The 16716-nt window shown below is 75.8% G+C and carries 9 protein-coding genes and 1 pseudogene; 6 read left to right on the top strand and 4 right to left on the bottom strand.

The features are described 5' to 3' along the window. Positions 1-71: 71 nt before the first annotated feature. Positions 72-695: pseudogene (locus ACIQGV_RS15150) on the top strand (LuxR C-terminal-related transcriptional regulator); the annotation flags it as partial. Here the strand turns inward: ACIQGV_RS15150 and ACIQGV_RS15145 are convergent. From ACIQGV_RS15145 to lanKC, 4 genes are all read right to left on the bottom strand, one after another. Next, complete coding sequence (locus ACIQGV_RS15145; protein WP_402494993.1) at positions 615-2468, bottom strand: ATP-binding cassette domain-containing protein; 1854 nt, start codon at positions 2466-2468, stop codon at positions 615-617. The pseudogene ACIQGV_RS15150 and the gene ACIQGV_RS15145 overlap by 81 nt on opposite strands. An 88-nt stretch (positions 2469-2556) precedes the next feature. Next, positions 2557-4233, bottom strand: coding sequence for an ABC transporter ATP-binding protein (locus ACIQGV_RS15140; RefSeq protein ID WP_402494690.1), 1677 nt, complete (start codon positions 4231-4233; stop codon positions 2557-2559). Positions 4234-4324: 91 nt separating this feature from the next. Beyond that, positions 4325-4438 carry a SapB/AmfS family lanthipeptide gene (locus tag ACIQGV_RS15135; protein WP_402494689.1) on the bottom strand — a complete coding sequence of 38 codons (114 nt, stop codon included), beginning with the start codon at positions 4436-4438 and terminating at the stop codon, positions 4325-4327. Positions 4439-4515: 77 nt separating this feature from the next. After that, on the bottom strand, positions 4516-7089 hold the full coding sequence (gene lanKC, locus ACIQGV_RS15130) for a class III lanthionine synthetase LanKC (protein WP_402494687.1): 2574 nt from the start codon (positions 7087-7089) through the stop codon (positions 4516-4518). Positions 7090-7306: 217 nt separating this feature from the next. On the opposite strand from lanKC, the gene ACIQGV_RS15125 reads away from it, so the two are divergent. From ACIQGV_RS15125 to ACIQGV_RS15105, 5 genes are all read left to right on the top strand, one after another. Continuing rightward, the gene (locus tag ACIQGV_RS15125; RefSeq protein ID WP_402494685.1) at positions 7307-9793 is read left to right on the top strand and encodes a SpoIIE family protein phosphatase; all 2487 of its coding nucleotides are present in this window, start codon (positions 7307-7309) and stop codon (positions 9791-9793) included. Positions 9794-10018: 225 nt separating this feature from the next. Then, on the top strand, positions 10019-10393 hold the full coding sequence (locus ACIQGV_RS15120; protein WP_402494683.1) for a hypothetical protein: 375 nt from the start codon (positions 10019-10021) through the stop codon (positions 10391-10393). 283 nt (positions 10394-10676) lie between these two features. After that, complete coding sequence (locus ACIQGV_RS15115; RefSeq protein ID WP_402494682.1) at positions 10677-14495, top strand: helix-turn-helix domain-containing protein; 3819 nt, start codon at positions 10677-10679, stop codon at positions 14493-14495. A 164-nt stretch (positions 14496-14659) separates the two neighbouring features. Continuing rightward, on the top strand, positions 14660-15547 hold the full coding sequence (locus ACIQGV_RS15110; RefSeq protein WP_402494681.1) for an NlpC/P60 family protein: 888 nt from the start codon (positions 14660-14662) through the stop codon (positions 15545-15547). A gap of 92 nt (positions 15548-15639) precedes the next feature. Further along, positions 15640-16707: a glucose-1-phosphate thymidylyltransferase gene (locus ACIQGV_RS15105; RefSeq protein WP_402494679.1), complete on the top strand. Its 1068-nt coding sequence runs from the start codon at positions 15640-15642 to the stop codon at positions 16705-16707. Positions 16708-16716: the final 9 nt, after the last annotated feature.

The following is a 16716-nucleotide window of genomic DNA, read 5'->3' as shown; positions in this document are numbered from 1 at the left end:
CGGCGCCATGCCCCCAGACCCGTTGCACGCGCGGGTGCGCGAACGCCGTCCACGCGCCCCCGCGCACCCCGATGGCCGGATCTTCGCGCGCGCCGACGGCTGCAGACACCAACAATGGGCACGCGCGCAACACCGTGGTTGCACATCGGCAGGCTGAAGGGGCGGCAGTGATCCGGGTACTTCTGGTGCACGACGCGAGTCTGGTGCGATCGGTCCTGGCCGACTGGCTGGGACGGGTCCCCGACCTGCGGGTGGACGACACGGCGTGGCGCGGGGCGCCCGGCCGGCTGCGCTCGGCGCGGCCGGACGTGTGCGCGGCGGACCTGGAGTGCGAGGGCACGTACGGTCTGCCGCCCCTGGGCGAGCTGGGCCCGTGCGGGGCCGGGCAGGGGGCGACGAGGCTGCTCGTGCTCGCCGCCGCGCACCGGCCGGGGCTGCTGCGGCGGGCGCTGGAGGCGGGGGCGACGGGCTACGTCGACAAGGGGAGCTCGCCGGAGCGCCTGGTGGACGGCATAAGGCGGGTCGCCGCGGGGGACCGGTTCGTCGACGACGCCCTCGGGTTCGGGTTCCTCAAGGCCGCCCAGATGCCGCTGACCCGGCGTGAGCTGAGTGTGTTAACCCTGGCGGCGGAAGGTGCCTCCGTCGCCGAGATCGCCAGGAGTCTTCATCTGTCCCACGGGACCGTGCGCAACTACATGGCGGCCATCACCCGCAAGACCGGGGCCCGCAACCGTGTCGACGCCATCCGCGTCGCGCAGGGCGAGGGCTGGCTGTGACACCGACCAGCCGCCGACCAGGTCGCGGTACAGGGCCGAGCCGTCCAGGAGCTCGTCGTGCGTGCCGTACGCCGTGCGCGGGCCGTCCAGCACCAGCACCCGGCCGGCCCGGCGGGCCGAGCTGATCCGGTGCGCGACCACGACCAGCGTGCCCCCGGGCCGCTCGGCGAAGGCCCGCTCCGCGCGTTCCTCGGCGGCCGGGTCGAGATGGCAGGTGGCCTCGTCGAGCAGGGCGAGCGGGGCGTACGACAGGTAGGCCCGGGTGAGCGCGACGAGCTGGCGCTCACCCGCGGACAGCGCGGCGGGGTCGACGGGTGCGTGCGGTCCGCCGAGCTTCTCCAGCAGCGGGGTGAGCCCGACGGCCTCGGCCGCCGCGAGCAGCTCCTCCTCGGGGACCGGGCCGGGGCGCAGCAGTCCCAGGTTCTCGGCGAGCGTCCCGCTGTGCACGTACGCCTCCTGCGGCACCAGCACCCGCCGCCGTGTCGCCCCCGCGCCCGGCACCTCGTGCCCGTACACCCGGATCTCCCCGTCCCCGGCCGGCAGCAGCCCCGCCACCAGCGCGGTCAGCGTCGACTTCCCGACACCGCTCGGTCCCACCACGGCGAGGTGCCCCCCGGCCGGAACGCGCAGGGCGAGCCCGTCCAGCACGGGGTCGGAGGCCGGTCCGTACGCGAAGACGAGGCCCTCGACGTCGAGCGCGGCGGAGTCCGGGCGCGGCGCCTCGCAGAGCCCGGCCGCGCCCTCCTGGTGCGGCAGCCCGGGCCGGTCCCCGTCCTCGTCCCGCGCCCCGGTGAGGCGGCGGAGGACCACCGTCAGCCGGGCGCCGCTCGTGCCGAGGCCGTGGACGAGGTCGCGCAGGGCGGGCAGCAGGGACTGGCCGACGTACGAGAGGGCGCCGAGGAGGGCGCCGGCGGTGACCCCGTGGGCGAGGAGCCAGGGAGCGGCGGCGAGCAGCAGCACCAGGGGGAGCTGCCCGCCGACGGCGAGGGCGGCCACCCGCAGCACGGACCAGCGGGCCAGTGCGCGCGCGGCCCCGAGCTCATGCTCGACCAGCGTCCCGGTGTCGGCCGCGACCCGTGTCTCCGCCCCGGCCGCGGTGATGTCCCGCAGCCCCGGGCAGACCGTGCCGAGCCGTTCGGCGAGGGCCTCGTCGGCGCGCAGGAACGCCTCCTGGCGGCGGGCGAGCGGCCGCAGCGACACCACGAACAGGCCCACCCCCGCGGCCAGCGGAAGCCCGACGACCAGCAGCAGGACCGGGGCCAGCGAGCACAGCCCGGCCAGTGCGCCCACGGCCGTGAACAGGAACGACCGGGACACCAGCACCAGCCCGGCGAAGGTGTCCCGCGCGATCTCCACCTGCTGGGTGAGCCCGGACAGCGCGCCCCGGTCCGCCCGGCGCACCCCGCGCCCGACCACGTGCTCCACGAGCCGGTCCCGCAGCGGCTCCACCAGCTCGGCGACGGCCCGGTACACCCGCGCGGTGCCGTACGCGCCGACCACGACCCCCACCGCGGCCACGCCGAGCCAGGCCAGCCCGGTCTGTGTGCGGCCCGCCAGGAACCCGTCGTCCAGCGCGCGGGCGGGCGCGTAGCCGACGAGGAACGCCTGCCCCGTCTCCAGCACCGACCACCCGCACAGCCGTCCCACGACCCGCCGGCGGTCCCGGGCGAACCTCAGCCCCCGCCGCCACAGCGGTTCACCGGTCACGGCCTTCGTGCCCACGGCCTTCGTGTCCGCGGCCTCTGCGCCCACAGCCTCTGCGTTCACGCCGTCCCCTCGCTCAACGCGGCTCCCCGCCGTCCCCGAACACCGCCCGGTACTCCGTGTGCGCCCACAGCTGTGTGTGCGGTCCGACCGCGCGTATCCGCCCCCCGTCCAGCCATGCGACCTTGTCCGCGCGGGCCGCCGTGGACGCGCGATGGGCGACGAGGAGCCGGGTGGTGCCGGACCCGTCGCCGAGCAGGGCGTCCGTGACACGGGCCTCGGTCACCGTGTCCAGGCTGGACAGCGCGTCGTCCAGGACCAGCAGCCGGCCGCCGTGGGCGAAGGCCCGGGCCAGCCCGAGCCGCTGGGCCTCGCCGCCGGACAGCGGCGTCCTCGCGAGCGCGGTGGCGTAGCCCTGCGGAAGCCGCCGTACGAAGTCGTCGGCGCGGGCCGTGCCGGCGGCCGCGCGGATCCGCGCGGGGGAGGCGACGCCCGGCCCGAGGCCGATGGTGTCCTCGACGGTGTCGCCGAGCAGGGCGGGCCGGTCGAAGGCATGGGCGACCGCACCGCGCAGTGCGTCGTGGGTGAGGTCGCGCAGCGGCACCCCGTCCAGCAGCACCTCCCCGGCGTCGGGGTCGGCGAGCCGGCCGGCGAGCGCGGCGAGCAGCGACTTGCCCGAGCCGGAGCGGCCGACGACGGCGAGCGTGGTCCCGCCGGGCACGACCAGGTCGATCCCGTCCAGGACGACCCGGTCGCCGTGCCGGGCCGTCACCCCGCGCAGCTCCAGCCGGCCGGGCCCGGGCGGCAGCCGGCACGGTCCGTGGGCGGGGGCGGGCTCGGCCAGCACCTCCGCCAGCCGCCCCGCGGACGCCCGCGCACGGGCCAGCCCCGACAGATGGCCGACCATCATGCCGACGCCGGTCGCCAGGAGGGCGTACCGCGCGGCGGCGAGCAGCTCGCCCACCGACAGCCGGTGCCGGGCGAGCAGCACCCCGGCCGTGGCGACCACCGCCAGGTGCAGCAGCGGAGCCACCGCGACGGCCTGTCCGGCGGCCCGTCCCTGCACCCGCCACATGCGGTGCCCGGCCCGGGACAGCTCGGGCAGCGGGCGCAGGACCCGGGCCGTCTCGGTCCGTTCCACGCCCGCCGCGCGGATGGTCCGGTGGCCCGACACGGCCTCGGCGAGCGCGCCCGCGATCCGCCCCTGCACCCGCTGGTAGTCCGCCACGCACGCGGAGGTGTCCCGGGCGAGCACGCGCAGCAGCAGCGCCAGCACGGGCGCCCCGGCCAGGAACACGGCCGCGAGCCGCAGGTCGAGCAGGGCCAGCGCCACCACGCCCCCCAGGGGCCCGGCGAGCGCGGCGACGAGAGCGGCGCGCGCGGCGGGCCCGGTCCCGGCCTGGGCGGCGTTGCCCACCGTCCGGGCGACCAGGTCCCCCGGCCCGAAACGGGCGGCGGCACGCGGCCCCACCGTCAGTACGTGCGCCAGCAGCCGGTGACGCAGCAGGGCGGTCGTCCGGGCGTCGACGGTGCCGGTGAGCACGCCCCGGGCCGCGTCCAGCACGGCGAGCAGCAGCACCAGCGCCGCGCAGACCAGCACCCAGCGGGTCGCGGGAGCCCGGGCGAGGACGGCGTCCAGCGCCCGGCCGAGCGCCGCGGGCAGCAGCAGCCCGGTGCCGGTCGCGGCGAGGCTCACCAGGCACAGGACGACCACCCGGGTCCCGGGCGCCGTGGGCGTCTTCAGGGAGCTCATGGAACGCCTCGCCTTCGTGCGGCAGGCACAGGGCCCCGGCGGCCCCTCCCGCGAGGGAGGAGGCCGGCCGGGGCCGTGCGTGCGGTGTCGGTCAGAGACAGAGCAGGACGCTCGCCGCGCTGACGCAGGACAGCAGGCTGACCGTGCTCGTCTCGGAGGTGGTGTGTCCCTCGAACTCCATCGTCTGCAGGTCCAGAAGTGCCATGTCGGTCCTTCCCTTCATGTGGTGTCCCGTGGGGACGGGGTGGTGGTGTCACGGCTCCGTCGTCGCGGAGCCGCGTCTCAGGGGGTTCGCCGCAGGGGCGGCAGGAACGGCAGGTGGGCGTCGGGCAGCCCGCCGAGGGCCGCGCCGAGCGCGAGCAGGCACCCTGCCGTTCCGGTGGCCAGGTCCATGGACAGGCGCATCATCTGGTGCCCGGGGAAGGCCAGCTGGCCCTGGTAGGACATCGCCGACCAGCCGAGCCCCGAGACCTGCCCGGCGAGCATCTCCCCGGTCGCCTCGGGGGCGTCGGTGCGGGCGAGGTGCAGGATCATGCCGGCACGCCCCTGGAACAGGCCGGGCTGGGCGTAGAAGCGGCAGGTGGCCGCCGTGACGATCCCGGCGCGGGCCGGGCCCAGCTCCTCGGCGGCGTCCGGCGCATGGGCGAGATAGTCGTCCAGGACGAGCCCGACGCCCGCGCTGCCGTCGCCGACGTAGGGCATGGTGCGCCAGCCCTCGTCCACCTCCAGGGCGCCGTTCTCGCGCACGGTGCAGCACTCCAGGTCACGGCGCAGTGCGACTCCGGCGGCGGCCGGCAGCGCCGGGTCTCCGGTGCGCTCGTGCTGCCGCAGCAGGAACAGCGCCGGTCCGCTCGCCCCGCGCAGCAGCCCGGCCCGCGGGCGGGGTGTGTCCGGCCGGGGCTCCGCGAGCCGCCGCAGGAGGATCCCGGCCGCCTCGGCGGCGCGGTCGCGCAGCTCGCTCTCCCCGGTCGTCTCCGCCAGCCGGCCCAGCACCAGGCCGAGCCCGGCGAGACCGCCGTGCAGGTCGGAGGAGAGGTTCTGCCAGCGCTCCCGCAGAATGCCCTCGGCCAGGTCCAGCGCCCGCTGCCGGTGGCCCAGCAGGTCGAGGACCAGGGCGACCCCGGCCAGCCCGTCGTACAGGCCGAGCGGTGTGCCGGCGGGCGGCGGCGCGGTGTGCTCCAGGAGCCAGCGCTCGCCCTCCTCGTACCGTTCGGCGCCGACGCTCTCCAGTGCGTACAGCACTCCGGCCGCGCCGTGCGCGAGGCCGAGACCGCCGCCGTCGGAGAACTGGGCGATGTCGCCCGGGAAGAGCCGGTCGGAGCGCTCGGGGGTGGCCGAGGCGAGCAGCGCCTTGACCATCGAGTCCCGGCTGTGCGGCCAGTCGGCGGGGTCGACCAGCGGCACGGGTGCCCGTCCCGCGGCGTCCCGGGTGATCTCCGCGACGGCCTCGTCCAGGAACTCCGGCGGTGTCCCGGGGAACTGGTCGGCGATCATCCGCGCGAGATGGGCCGCCTTGCCCCGGTCGATCACGAACAGCGTGGTGACCGGCAGGAACAGCGCCAGCCGCAGACACGCCAGCGCGTAGCGGTCGACGTCGGCGCCCCGGCGGTCCGGCGGTGCGAAGAACCCCGGGTGGGCGACGACCTGCCGGCCGTGCTCGGCCACCGGGGCGGCCGCCTCGAAGTCGACGAGACACACCGACCGCTCGTCCGGAGCGACCAGGATGTTGAACACATGAAGGTCGTTGAAGACGATCCCGCGGGCGTGCACCTTCTCCACCGCGTCCTCCACCAGCGCGTGGATCCGCAGCGCCCACCGGGTGTAGGCGGCGACCGCCTCCGGGTCCGGGTCGGCGGTGAGCAGCGGATGCCGCTCGGCGAAGAAGGAGTTCAGCGGGCGCCCCTCCACGAAGTCCATGACCAGGAAGCGGTGCTCGCCGAGCGCGAAGAAGTCCCGCACCTCGGGCGCCGCGCCCGTCCCCGCCACCTGCTCCAGGGCCTGCCGCTCGCGCTCCAGCCGGGTGACGGCGTCCGCGCCGTCGGAGGCCAGCCCCGCGTGCGGCCGGGCCTCCTTCAGCACCACCCGCCGCCCGTCGCGGGTGTCGGTGCCCGTGTACACCCCGCCGCCGTTGGAGAAGTGCAGCGCCTTGTCGATGCGGTACGGCAGATCGCCCACGGTCGTGGTGTTGCGGGCCTCCAGATGCGGCCGCAGGAACTCCGGCAGCGTCACCCATTCGGGCACCCGGAACGACGGGGTGCGCACATCGGGCACCAGCCGGCCCGACCCGTCACGCACCGCCGGCACCAGCGCACCGCGCTCGTCCACGGTGAAGCTGCGCGCGAAGGCGCCGTAGCGGACGTACAGCGGGCCCTCGCCCCAGCGCAGGTCCGTGAGGATGTACGGACCTTCGGAGCCCTCCAGCAGCGCGCCCAGTTCCCGCAGCACGGTGTGCAGCTGCTCCTCGTCGGCCGGGTAGAGCGTGACGAACTTGCCGCTGCCGTCGCGGGGCGCGTACTTGGCGTTGCGCAGATGCAGCAGATGCGGGCCGGGCACGAACTTGAACGGGATCCGCCGGGGCACGCAGTAGTCCCACACGACCGCCGCCGTCCGCTCGGCGTTCCCCCGGGTGGCCGAAGCGTGGATCTTCCATCCCTGCGAGGGCCCCTCGGCGGGGCCGCCCGCGGGGGCCTGGGGGGTGATTGTCAGCCAGTCACCGATCCGCGCCGCCTCCCAGCCCTCCGGCACCGGACGGCGTGCCGCCTCGAACAGCGGTGCGGGCCCGTCCGCCGACAGCCGGTCGGGTGTGTCGTAGAAGTGGCTGTCCGCCAGTGCGTACACCTCGTACCGCTTGTCCATGAGCCCCCCTCGGTCGCCGCACTCAGACCTTCGCAGCCGGCGCCCGGCCCGGGACAGTCGCAGCTGTCACGAGACCGCCGTGAGGAACGCACGCGTAAAGAGACGTTCGGATCTTTTCGAGCGCCCCCGCGTTCCTTTCGGGCCTCCCCTCCGCGACGACCTCACCGAACGCGCACAGGGGCTGCGCGGCCGCCTGATCCGCGCTGTAATTACCGACGTGGTCAGTGCGGGCGCCGAGGGACGGGGAGTCAGGGTTCCGCGTGCCGAGATCGCGCTGAAAGCTCTCACCGCCGACCCGGACACGGCGGAACGGCTGCGCCGTGTCCTGGAACAGGTCCTCGTCTTCACCGGCGCCACCTTCGCCGGTGTCTACACCCGGGCGGACGAGCACGACCTGCTCCGTCTCGTGGAGGCGGCCGGCGTCCCGCGCACCCTGTACGGCCTGCGCGACGGCTACCCCCTCACCGGCCGGTCCGCGGCGGCCGACGCCCATCGCACCCGGCAGCCGGTGTGGCGCGGGCCCGAGGACCTCGCCGAGGACCCCGATGCACGCCGCACCCCCGCGGGCGGCTTCTGGCTGGCCGCGCTGCCCGCCGACCGTGACCGTGACGGCAGCTGCCTGGTGGCCGTCACCGAACGCCCCGGCGGCTTCGACACCGAGGACCGCGTCTGCCTGGAGCTGATCGCCGACGCCGTCTCCTGCCCCGTCCCGCCCGACCGCGTCGAGGGCGGCGAGCCGGGCCCCGGCGGGTTCGTCCTCGCCATGGACACCGGACACGTCGAGGTCGGCGACGACATCCTGGACCTGTTCGGCCTGGGCCCCGACGACTTCGACGGCAAGGTCGAGACCCTGCTGGGCTACACCGTCCCCGAGGACCTGCCCGCGCTGATGAGCGTCACCGAGGCCGACCACATGTCCATCGGCGAGCGCGAGCTGGAGTTCCGGGTCCTCCAGCCCACCGGACCGCCCCGCTGGCTGCGGCTGCGCGGCCGGCTCCAGCCCGGCGGCGAGGGACGTCCGGCCCGGCTCGTCGGCACCGTCGCCGACGCCTCCACCCTGCGCTCCGACGTCACCGACGTCGCCCGGGTGCAGCGGCTGGCCGCCGCCCTCGCCACGGCGGGCACCGTCCGGGACGTCAGCCAGGCCGTGGTCACCGCGCTGCGCGTGCCGCTGCGGGCCGACCGCATCGCCCTGGCCGAACTGGAGGGCGACCGGCTCGTCGTCACCGTCCTCGACCCGCCCGACCCCGAGTCCTGGCCCGAGCTGTGGCGGCTGGAGTGGCGCACCGAGTGGCCGGACGCGCCGGTGCGCGCCATGCCCAGCCTCGCCGCCGCCCTCGACGAGGGCCGCGCCCGCATCTGGCCCGCCGACGCCGACCTGGAACCCGCCCTCTCCGAGGTCGGCCCCGGCGGCCTCGCGGTGCTGCCGCTGCCCGCGGGCAACCGCATGGCCGGTGCCTGTCTGATCGGCTGGGACACCCCGCACGAATTCGGCCCCGACGAGCGCGCGCTGCTCACCGCCTCCGCCGGCCTCACCGGACAGGCCCTCATGAGGGCCCGCGCCTTCGACGCCGAGCACGAGCTCGTCGGCATGCTCCAGCGCCAGCTGCTGCCGCGCCGCCTGCCCAGACTGCCCGGCGCCGAGGCCGTCGCCCGCTATCTGCCCACCACCGCGGGCCTGGAGGTCGGTGGCGACTGGTACGACGTCATCCCGCTGCCGGACAACCATGTCGCCCTCGTCATCGGCGACGTCCAGGGCCACAGCGCGGCCGCCGCCACCCTGATGGGCCAGATGCGCACCGCCCTGCGCGCCTACGCCGCCGAGGGCCACCCGCCCGACGTCGTCGTCGCCCACGCCAACCGGCTCCTCGTCGACCTGGAGACCGACCTCTTCGTCACCTGCTGCTACGTCGACATCGACATGGAGGAAGGTTCCGCCTGGTACGTGCGCGCGGGACACCTGCCCCCGGTCCTGCGTCACCCTGACGGCCGAACGGAGATCGCCGAGGTGGAGGGCGGCCTGCCGCTCGGCGTGGAACGCCAGGCCGACTTCCCCATGAGCCCCCTGCGCCTCCAGCCCGGCACCGTGCTCGCCCTCACCACGGACGGCCTGGTGGAGTCCGTGGGGTCCGACATCGACACCGGCATGGCCCGCTTCGCCGCCGACCTCGCCGCGGGCGACCCCGCCCACCTCGGTCTCGTCGCCGACGCCCTGCTCGGCAGCGCCCAGCGCAGCGACGACGTCGCCCTGCTCCTGATGCGCTACGACGGCATGGCCGTACGCCCGCTGCGGGAGAGCTGGACCGTCTGGCGCGTCCCCGAGGCCGTCCGGCACGCCCGCCGCTTCACCCGGCGCACCCTGCGCGCCTGGGGCGGTGCCGACCAGGTCGACGCCGTCCTGCTGATCGTCTCCGAGCTGGTCACCAACGCCATGGTGCACACCGACGGCAGGGTCCGCCTCGACCTCACCCTGGTGGGCGACCGGCTGCGCATCGCCGTCGCCGACTCCTCGCCGCGTACGCCCGTCAAGCCGACCAGCATCGGCTGGGAGGCCACCGGCGGACGCGGGCTGCTCCTGGTCGAGGCGATGTCGGCGGTGTGGGGCACGCTGCCGGTCAGCGGCGGCAAGCAGGTCTGGAGCGAGATCGTCCTCGACCAGCTGACCCGCTCCTCCGGGGGGACTCCCGCTGAGGGAGACCGCTGACCCGTCCCCGTCGGCCGGGACCGCGGGCCCAGGTCGCCCGCCCGGCCCGCGGACCCGCCCGGGTGTTTCCTCCTGCGTGACGAAAGCCCAGGTCGACCCGGGTTTCCCGGGCCTGGCACGGAAGGGCGACGGGCAACCCGTCGACCCCGCCCCGCCGGCGGGACAGGCTGTTGCCGACCGACAAGCACGGCCTGCGACGACGCAGGAGACCCGCAAGGGGGAAACATGCGCAAGAAGATCCGCGGCGCCGCCGCACTCGCCACCGCCACGGCCGCCGTCCTCACCCTCGGCGGCGCCGCCGAGGCCCGGCCCGCCGACTGGGACCGCTGCCCCGACGGCGCGGTCTGCATCTACCCCGAGGGCAAGGACCCGGAGGCCGACCCCGCCGTCAACCCCACCGACGTCTACTGGAGCTACGGCGCCCACAACCTCCGCAACCAGACCGGCATGCACTGGGTCTACAACAACCAGACCGGCGGAGCCAGTGCCAATCTGTGCACCCAGTACAACGGCGGCGGCTGCGGCGACCCCATCGCCGCCGGCGTCGCGGTCTACGCCGACCTCACGCCGATCAACTCGGTGCGGCTGAACCGTCCCTGACCTCGTCCCACGAAGGGAGCGGGGCGTCCGGAACCGTTCGCGCGGCGGTTCCGGACGCCCCGCCGCGCTGCGCCCTCCGCCGCGCTGCGCCCTCCGCCGCGCTGCGCCCTCCGCCGCTCCGCGCCCTCCGCCGCTCCGCCGGTCCGTCTTCCGCCGGTCCGTCTTCCGGGCGGCCTGCTTTTCGCCGGTCCGGGTGAACGGTGTGCCGGACCGCCGGATCCCCGCAGTAGCCTGGTCGTCCGCCGTCTCACGACGTGGACGCACCATGCCATGGGGGGACGTTTTGGGGGACCAGCAGCAGGACCCGGCGGGCCCGGAGCACGGCGCACCCGTGTCCTCCGCGCAGACCGCCGCCTCCTTCCCCGCACAGCTCCGACGACTGCGACAGCAGCGCGGCCTGTCGCTCGCCGACCTCGCCCGCCGCACCCACTACAGCAAGGGCTACCTCAGCAAGATCGAGACCGGCGCCAAACGCGCCACCGCCGACGTCGCCCGGCGCTGCGACCGGATCCTGCACGCGGACGGGGAACTGCTGCGCCTCGTGGAACAGCCCCCTCGGGGCGACGATCCCGGCGAGCCCGTCCGCCCCTACCGCGGGCTGTCCGCGTTCACCCCGCGCGACACCACCTGGTTCTTCGGCCGCGAGCGGGCCACGGCCGCGCTCGTCGAACGGGCCTTCCAGCGCGCCGGCAAGGGGCCGGTGCTGCTCGTCGCCCCCTCCGGGGCGGGCAAGTCCTCCCTGCTCAACGCCGGGTTCGTGCCCGCACTCGGACGCCCCGGGGCCTTCCCCATGCCGGGCGCCGACCGATGGCCGGTCGTCACCCTCACCCCTACGGCCCACCCGGTCGAGGAACTGCTGGAGCGCACCGCGAAGACCCTCGGCGGCGACCTCGCCCTCGGAGCCGAGGAGGTGACCCGGCATCCCGGCCGGCTGCTCGCCGCCGTCCGCGCCACGACGCTCCCCGCGCCCCGCACCGGGCACCGGCCGCCGCCCGTGCGGCCGGTCCTGATCGTCGACCAGTTCGAGGAACTGTTCACCCTCTGCGCCGACCGGGGCGAACGGCGCTCCTTCGTCCGGCTGCTCACCGCCCTCGCCGCACCCCCCGACGACGGCGCCCTGGTGATCCTCGGCATGCGCGCCGACTTCTCCGGACACTGCCTCGAACTGCCCGAACTCGCCGAGGTGTTCACCGACGGCCTGTTCGTGCCGCCCCCGATGACCCCCGACGAGCTGCGCGAGTGCATCACCCGGCCGGCCGAACTGGCCGGCGTCGCCCTCGAACCCGGCCTCGTCCCCCTGCTGCTGCGCGACGCGGGCCTGTCCGCCCACCCCGGGGACGGCCGCCTCCCCGCCGCCCTGCCCCTGCTCTCGCACGCCCTGCTGGCCACCTGGGAGCAGCGTGAGGGCGCCGCCCTCACCGTCGCCGCGTACGAGCGCACCGGCGGCATCCAGGGCGCGGTCGCCCGCACCGCCGAGAGCGTCTTCGCCCGGCTCCACCCGGCCGAGCAGCGCACGGTACGGCGGCTGCTGTCCCGGCTCGTGCACGTCTCCGACGAGACCGGGCCCACCCGGCGCCGGGCCCGGCGCACCGACCTGACGGCCCGTCCGGCGGACCCGGACGACGCCGCGGACGCCCTGGACGCGTTCGTGCGGGCCCGTCTGATCACCGTCGGCCGGGACACCGTGGAGATCGCCCACGAGGCGCTGCTGCACGCCTGGCCCCGGCTGCGCGACTGGATCCACGCCGACCGCGCCGGGCTCCTGCTCCGCCAGCAGCTCGCCCGCGCGGCCGCCGACTGGGAGCGCGAGGGCCGCGACCCGTCGGCCCTGTACCGCGGCAGCCGGCTGGAGGCGGCCCGCGCCCGGGCCGACGACACCGGCGCACTCAGTCCGTCGGAGGAGGCGTTCCTCGCCGCGGCGATCGCCGAGGAGGAGGCGCGCGCCCGGCTGGCACGGCGCCAGACCGGACTGCGGCAGGCCCTGCTGGCCACCCTCGTGGTGCTGCTCGGTCTCGCCCTGACCGCGGGAGTCATCGCCCGGCAGCAGCGCTCGGCCGCCCTCGGCCATGAGCGCACCGCCCGCTCCCAGGCCCTCGCCGTACGCTCCACGTCCCTGGCCGGCGGCCGCCCCGAGGCGTCGATGCTGCTGGCCGAGGAGGCATACCGCACCGAGACCACCGCCGAGGCGCGCGGCGCCCTGCTCAGCACCCAGGCCCAGCCGTTCTCCGCCCGCCTCACCGGCCACCGCGGCCCCGTCAACACGGTCGCCCTCACCCCCGACGGCCGCCTCCTCGCCTCGGGCGGCTCCGACGGCACGGTCCGGCTGCACCGGACCGCCGACCGCGTCCCCGTCGCCACCCTGCGCCTGCCGGGCCGGGTCCGCGCGGTCGCCTTCGCCCCGGACGGCAGGACACTCGCGGCGACGTCCACGGCGGGTCCGGTACGGCTCTACGGGACGGCGGCGGACGGGACCGCCGGAGGTGCGCGTCCCTCCCGGCCGCTGCCCGGGGCCACCGCCGGCGCCCGGGCCCTCTCCTTCGACCCCCGGGGAGGCCGGCTCGCGGTGGCCGCCGACGACGGCACGGTCCAGGTGTGGCGGCTCGGGCGCACCCCCCGCCGCGAGGCCGTGCTCGAAGGGCACGCCGGGACCGTCGACGCGCTCGCCCACACCCCCGACGGACGGCGGCTGCTCTCCGTCGGCGCCGACGGCACCGTACGCCTGTGGGACCCGGACCGGGCCCGGCCGCTCGCCGTGCTGCGCGGGCACACCGGCGAGGTCCTCGGCCTCGCCGTGGCCCCCGACGGGCGGACGGCCGCCTCGGGCGGCACCGACCGCACCGTCCGGCTGTGGGACCTCGCCGGCCGGCGGACCACCGCGACGCTGACCGGGCACGGCGACGACGTCAACGCCGTCGCCTACACACCCGACGGCACCACCGTGGTCAGCGCGGGCGGTGACGGCACGACCCGGCTGTGGGACGTGCGCGCGGCCCGCCCGGTCGCCACTCTGGCCGGGCACACCGACTACGTGCTGTCCGTCGCCGTCGACCCGGCCGGCCGCCGGCTGGCCACCGCCGGGTTCGACCAGTCCGTGGTGCTGTGGGACCTGCGCGGCCGCGCCCTGACGGCCCGCCCGTTCACCGAGCTCTCCGGCGTGGACCACAGCCCCGACGGACGGCTCGTGGCCGCCGCGGGCACCGACCGCACCGTCCGGCTGTGGGACGTGGCGTCCCGGCGCCCGGTGGCGGCCCTGCGCGGCCACCGCCGGAGCGTGTTCGCGGTGGCCTTCGCCCCCGACGGCCGCACTCTCGCCTCGGCCGGGTCCGAGGGGACCGTCCGGCTGTGGGACGTGGCGTCCCGGCGCCCGGTGGCGGCCCTGCGCGGCCACCGCCGGAGCGTGTTCGCGGTGGCCTTCGCCCCCGACGGCCGCACCCTCGCCTCGGCCTCCGCGGACCGCACCGTCCGCCTCTGGGACCTCACAGGACACCGCCCGCCCGTCGTGCTCCACGGGCACACCGACTTCGTCAACGACGTCGCCTTCGCCCCCGACGGCCGCACTCTCGCCAGCGCGTCGGACGACCTGACCGTCCGGCTGTGGGACCTGCCCGCGCACCGGCACCGCGCCACCCTCACCGGCCACACCGGCGCCGTGCGCGGCATCGCCTTCGCCCCCGACGGGCACACGCTCGCCGGTGCCGGCAACGACGGCACCGTCCGCCTGTGGGACCTGCGGCGGCACCGTCCCGTCACCGTGCTCACCGGTCACGCGGGCTCGGTCCGCGGCATCGCCTTCTCGCCCGACGGCCGCAGCCTCGCCGGCAGCGGCGGCGACGGCACGGTGCGGCTGTGGGACGTGGCGTCCCGGCGGCCCCGGGCCACGCTGACCGGACACACGGGCGCGGTGTGGGGCGTCGGCTTCGCGCCGGACGGCCGGACGGTGGCCAGCGCCGGGAACGACGGCACCGTACGGCTGTGGGACCTCGACCCGGCGGACCGGCTCGACGCGATCTGCCGGCTGCGCCGCGGGCTCGGCGCCGCCGCCCGCGGACCGCTGCTCTCCGGCGTCCCGGCCGTGTCCGGCCCTGCGTGCCACGGAGCCTGACGCCCCGTCGGCCACCCTCGCGGGTGAGGGTTTCCCGGGCGTTTCCCGTTGCCCCTTCCGAGTGGTCCGCGCGTCGGCGGGGACCACCCCGGTCCCCGCCCGGCAGGCTGACAGCCGACCGCTCCGCCCGCCCGGGCCTGTCCGACGGAAACGGGGAACTCCGCATGATCCGCCGCAGCCTGATCCGCCGTACACCGATCCACCGCACACCGATCCGCCGCACCCTGATCGCAGGTGTGCTCGGCGCGCTGCTCGCCGTCCTGCCCGGGACGTCGCCGGCGCCCGCCCTCGCCGCCGCCGACGACTGCCGGCCGCTGGCCCCGGGCGCCTCCCCGGCCGCCGAACGGGCGATCGCCGCGGCCTGCGAGGAGGTCGCCGCGGGCACCTGGTACGCGTGGGGCGGCGGCCACGGCCCGGCTCCCGGACCCACCTACGGAAAGGTCGACCCCGAGGACCCGGCCAGTGAGCACGACCCCGAACGGCTCGGCTTCGACTGCTCCGGTCTGGTGCGCCACGCCTACGCCCGCGCCACCGGCGAGGACATCCTCGACGGTGTCGCGAGCACCCAGTACTACACGCACCGCACCGCCGAACGCTTCACCGCCGGCGAGGGCCTCGCCCCGCTGCTCCCCGGCGACCTGCTCGCCTGGGGCACCTCCGACCACCTCCGGCACATCGCGATCTACCTGGGCGCGGGCCGGATGGTGGAGGCCCGCCGGTCCGGCACCCGGCTGACGGTCAGTGACGTCCGGCTGACCGGCTCCTACTTCGGGGCGGTCCGGGTACAGACCGGCCCGGTCCCCGGCCCCGTGGTCTCCACCTGGGGAAACGGCGTGTGGACCAAGGCCGCACCCGCCCTCTCCGCCGCCCGCGTGTACGCCTTCCCCGGCCCGACCCCCGTCCGTGTCCGCTGCCAGAAACACGCCGAGCGCGTCACCGCCGAGGGCTACACCAACGACGTGTGGTCCTATCTCCCCGACTACCGTGCGTGGGTCACCAACATCTACCTCAAGGGCCCCGCACGGCTCGACGGGGTCCCCGCGTGCCCCTGACCCGGAAGGCGAACAAAAGGGTAGAGGTGGGAGTACACAAGAAGTAGCGCAGGCGACCACCCGCCCCCTTGATCCCCGCTAAGGTGAAGCAGATGAAGGCACTCGTGCTGTCCGGAGGCGCCGGGACACGGTTGCGGCCGATCACCCACACATCGGCCAAACAACTCGTTCCGGTAGCGAACAAACCCGTGCTGTTCTACGGCCTGGAGTCCATCGCCGCCGCGGGGATCACCGACGTCGGACTCGTCGTCGGCGACACCGCCGAGGAGATCCAGGAGGCGGTGGGCGACGGATCCAAGTTCGGCCTGGAGATCACCTACATCCCCCAGGAACGCCCGCTCGGCCTCGCCCACGCGGTACTGATCTCCCGCGACTTCCTCGGCGACGACGACTTCGTGATGTACCTCGGCGACAACTTCATCGTCGGCGGCATCACCGGCCTCGTCGAGGAGTTCCGCGGCAGCCGCCCCGACGCCCAGATCCTGCTCACCCGTGTCGCCGACCCGCGTGCCTTCGGCGTCGCCGAACTCGGCCCGGACGGCCAGGTCGTCGGCCTGGAGGAGAAGCCGGAACGCCCCAAGAGCGACCTCGCCCTGGTCGGCGTGTACCTGTTCACCCCGGCCGTCCACGACGCCGTGCGCGCCATCGGCCCCTCCTGGCGCGGCGAGCTGGAGATCACCCACGCCCTCCAGCACCTGCTCGACTCCGGGGCCCAGGTCCACTCCACCGTGATCCACGGCTACTGGAAGGACACCGGCAACGTCGTCGACATGCTGGAGGTCAACCGCACCGTCCTGGAGAGCCTCGAACGGCGCATCGACGGCGAGGTCGACGAAGCCTCCGAGACCATCGGCCGGGTCGTGATCGAGGAGGGCGCGCGGGTGCTCGGCTCCCGCATCGTCGGCCCCGTCGTGATCGCCTCCGGCACGGTCGTCACCGACTCCTACGTCGGCCCGTTCACCTCCGTCGCCGAGAACTGCCGCATCACGGACAGCGAACTGGAGTTCTCGATCGTGTTGCGCGACTCCTCCATCGACGGGGTGGGCCGCATCGAGAACTCCCTCATCGGCCGCCATGTCGAGGTCACCCCGGCACCCAGCGTGCCCAGTGCCCACCGCCTCGTCCTCGGCGACCACAGCAAGGTCCAGATCCATACCTGAGCACACCGC

This window comes from Streptomyces sp. NPDC093094, from assembly GCF_044754345.1.
Taxonomy (GTDB): domain Bacteria; phylum Actinomycetota; class Actinomycetes; order Streptomycetales; family Streptomycetaceae; genus Streptomyces.
Note: the sequence above shows the minus strand (reverse complement) of the source record. Positions and strands in the feature narration are given on the sequence as shown.

Coding starts and splice junctions, on each gene's coding strand:
- ACIQGV_RS15135 (WP_402494689.1), bottom strand. CDS start 4,438: ATGGCACTTCTGGACCTGCAGACGATGGAGTTCGAGGGACACACCACC.
- ACIQGV_RS15140 (WP_402494690.1), bottom strand. CDS start 4,233: ATGAGCTCCCTGAAGACGCCCACGGCGCCCGGGACCCGGGTGGTCGTC.
- ACIQGV_RS15105 (WP_402494679.1), top strand. CDS start 15,640: ATGAAGGCACTCGTGCTGTCCGGAGGCGCCGGGACACGGTTGCGGCCG.
- ACIQGV_RS15120 (WP_402494683.1), top strand. CDS start 10,019: ATGCGCAAGAAGATCCGCGGCGCCGCCGCACTCGCCACCGCCACGGCC.
- lanKC (WP_402494687.1), bottom strand. CDS start 7,089: ATGGACAAGCGGTACGAGGTGTACGCACTGGCGGACAGCCACTTCTAC.
- ACIQGV_RS15110 (WP_402494681.1), top strand. CDS start 14,660: ATGATCCGCCGCAGCCTGATCCGCCGTACACCGATCCACCGCACACCG.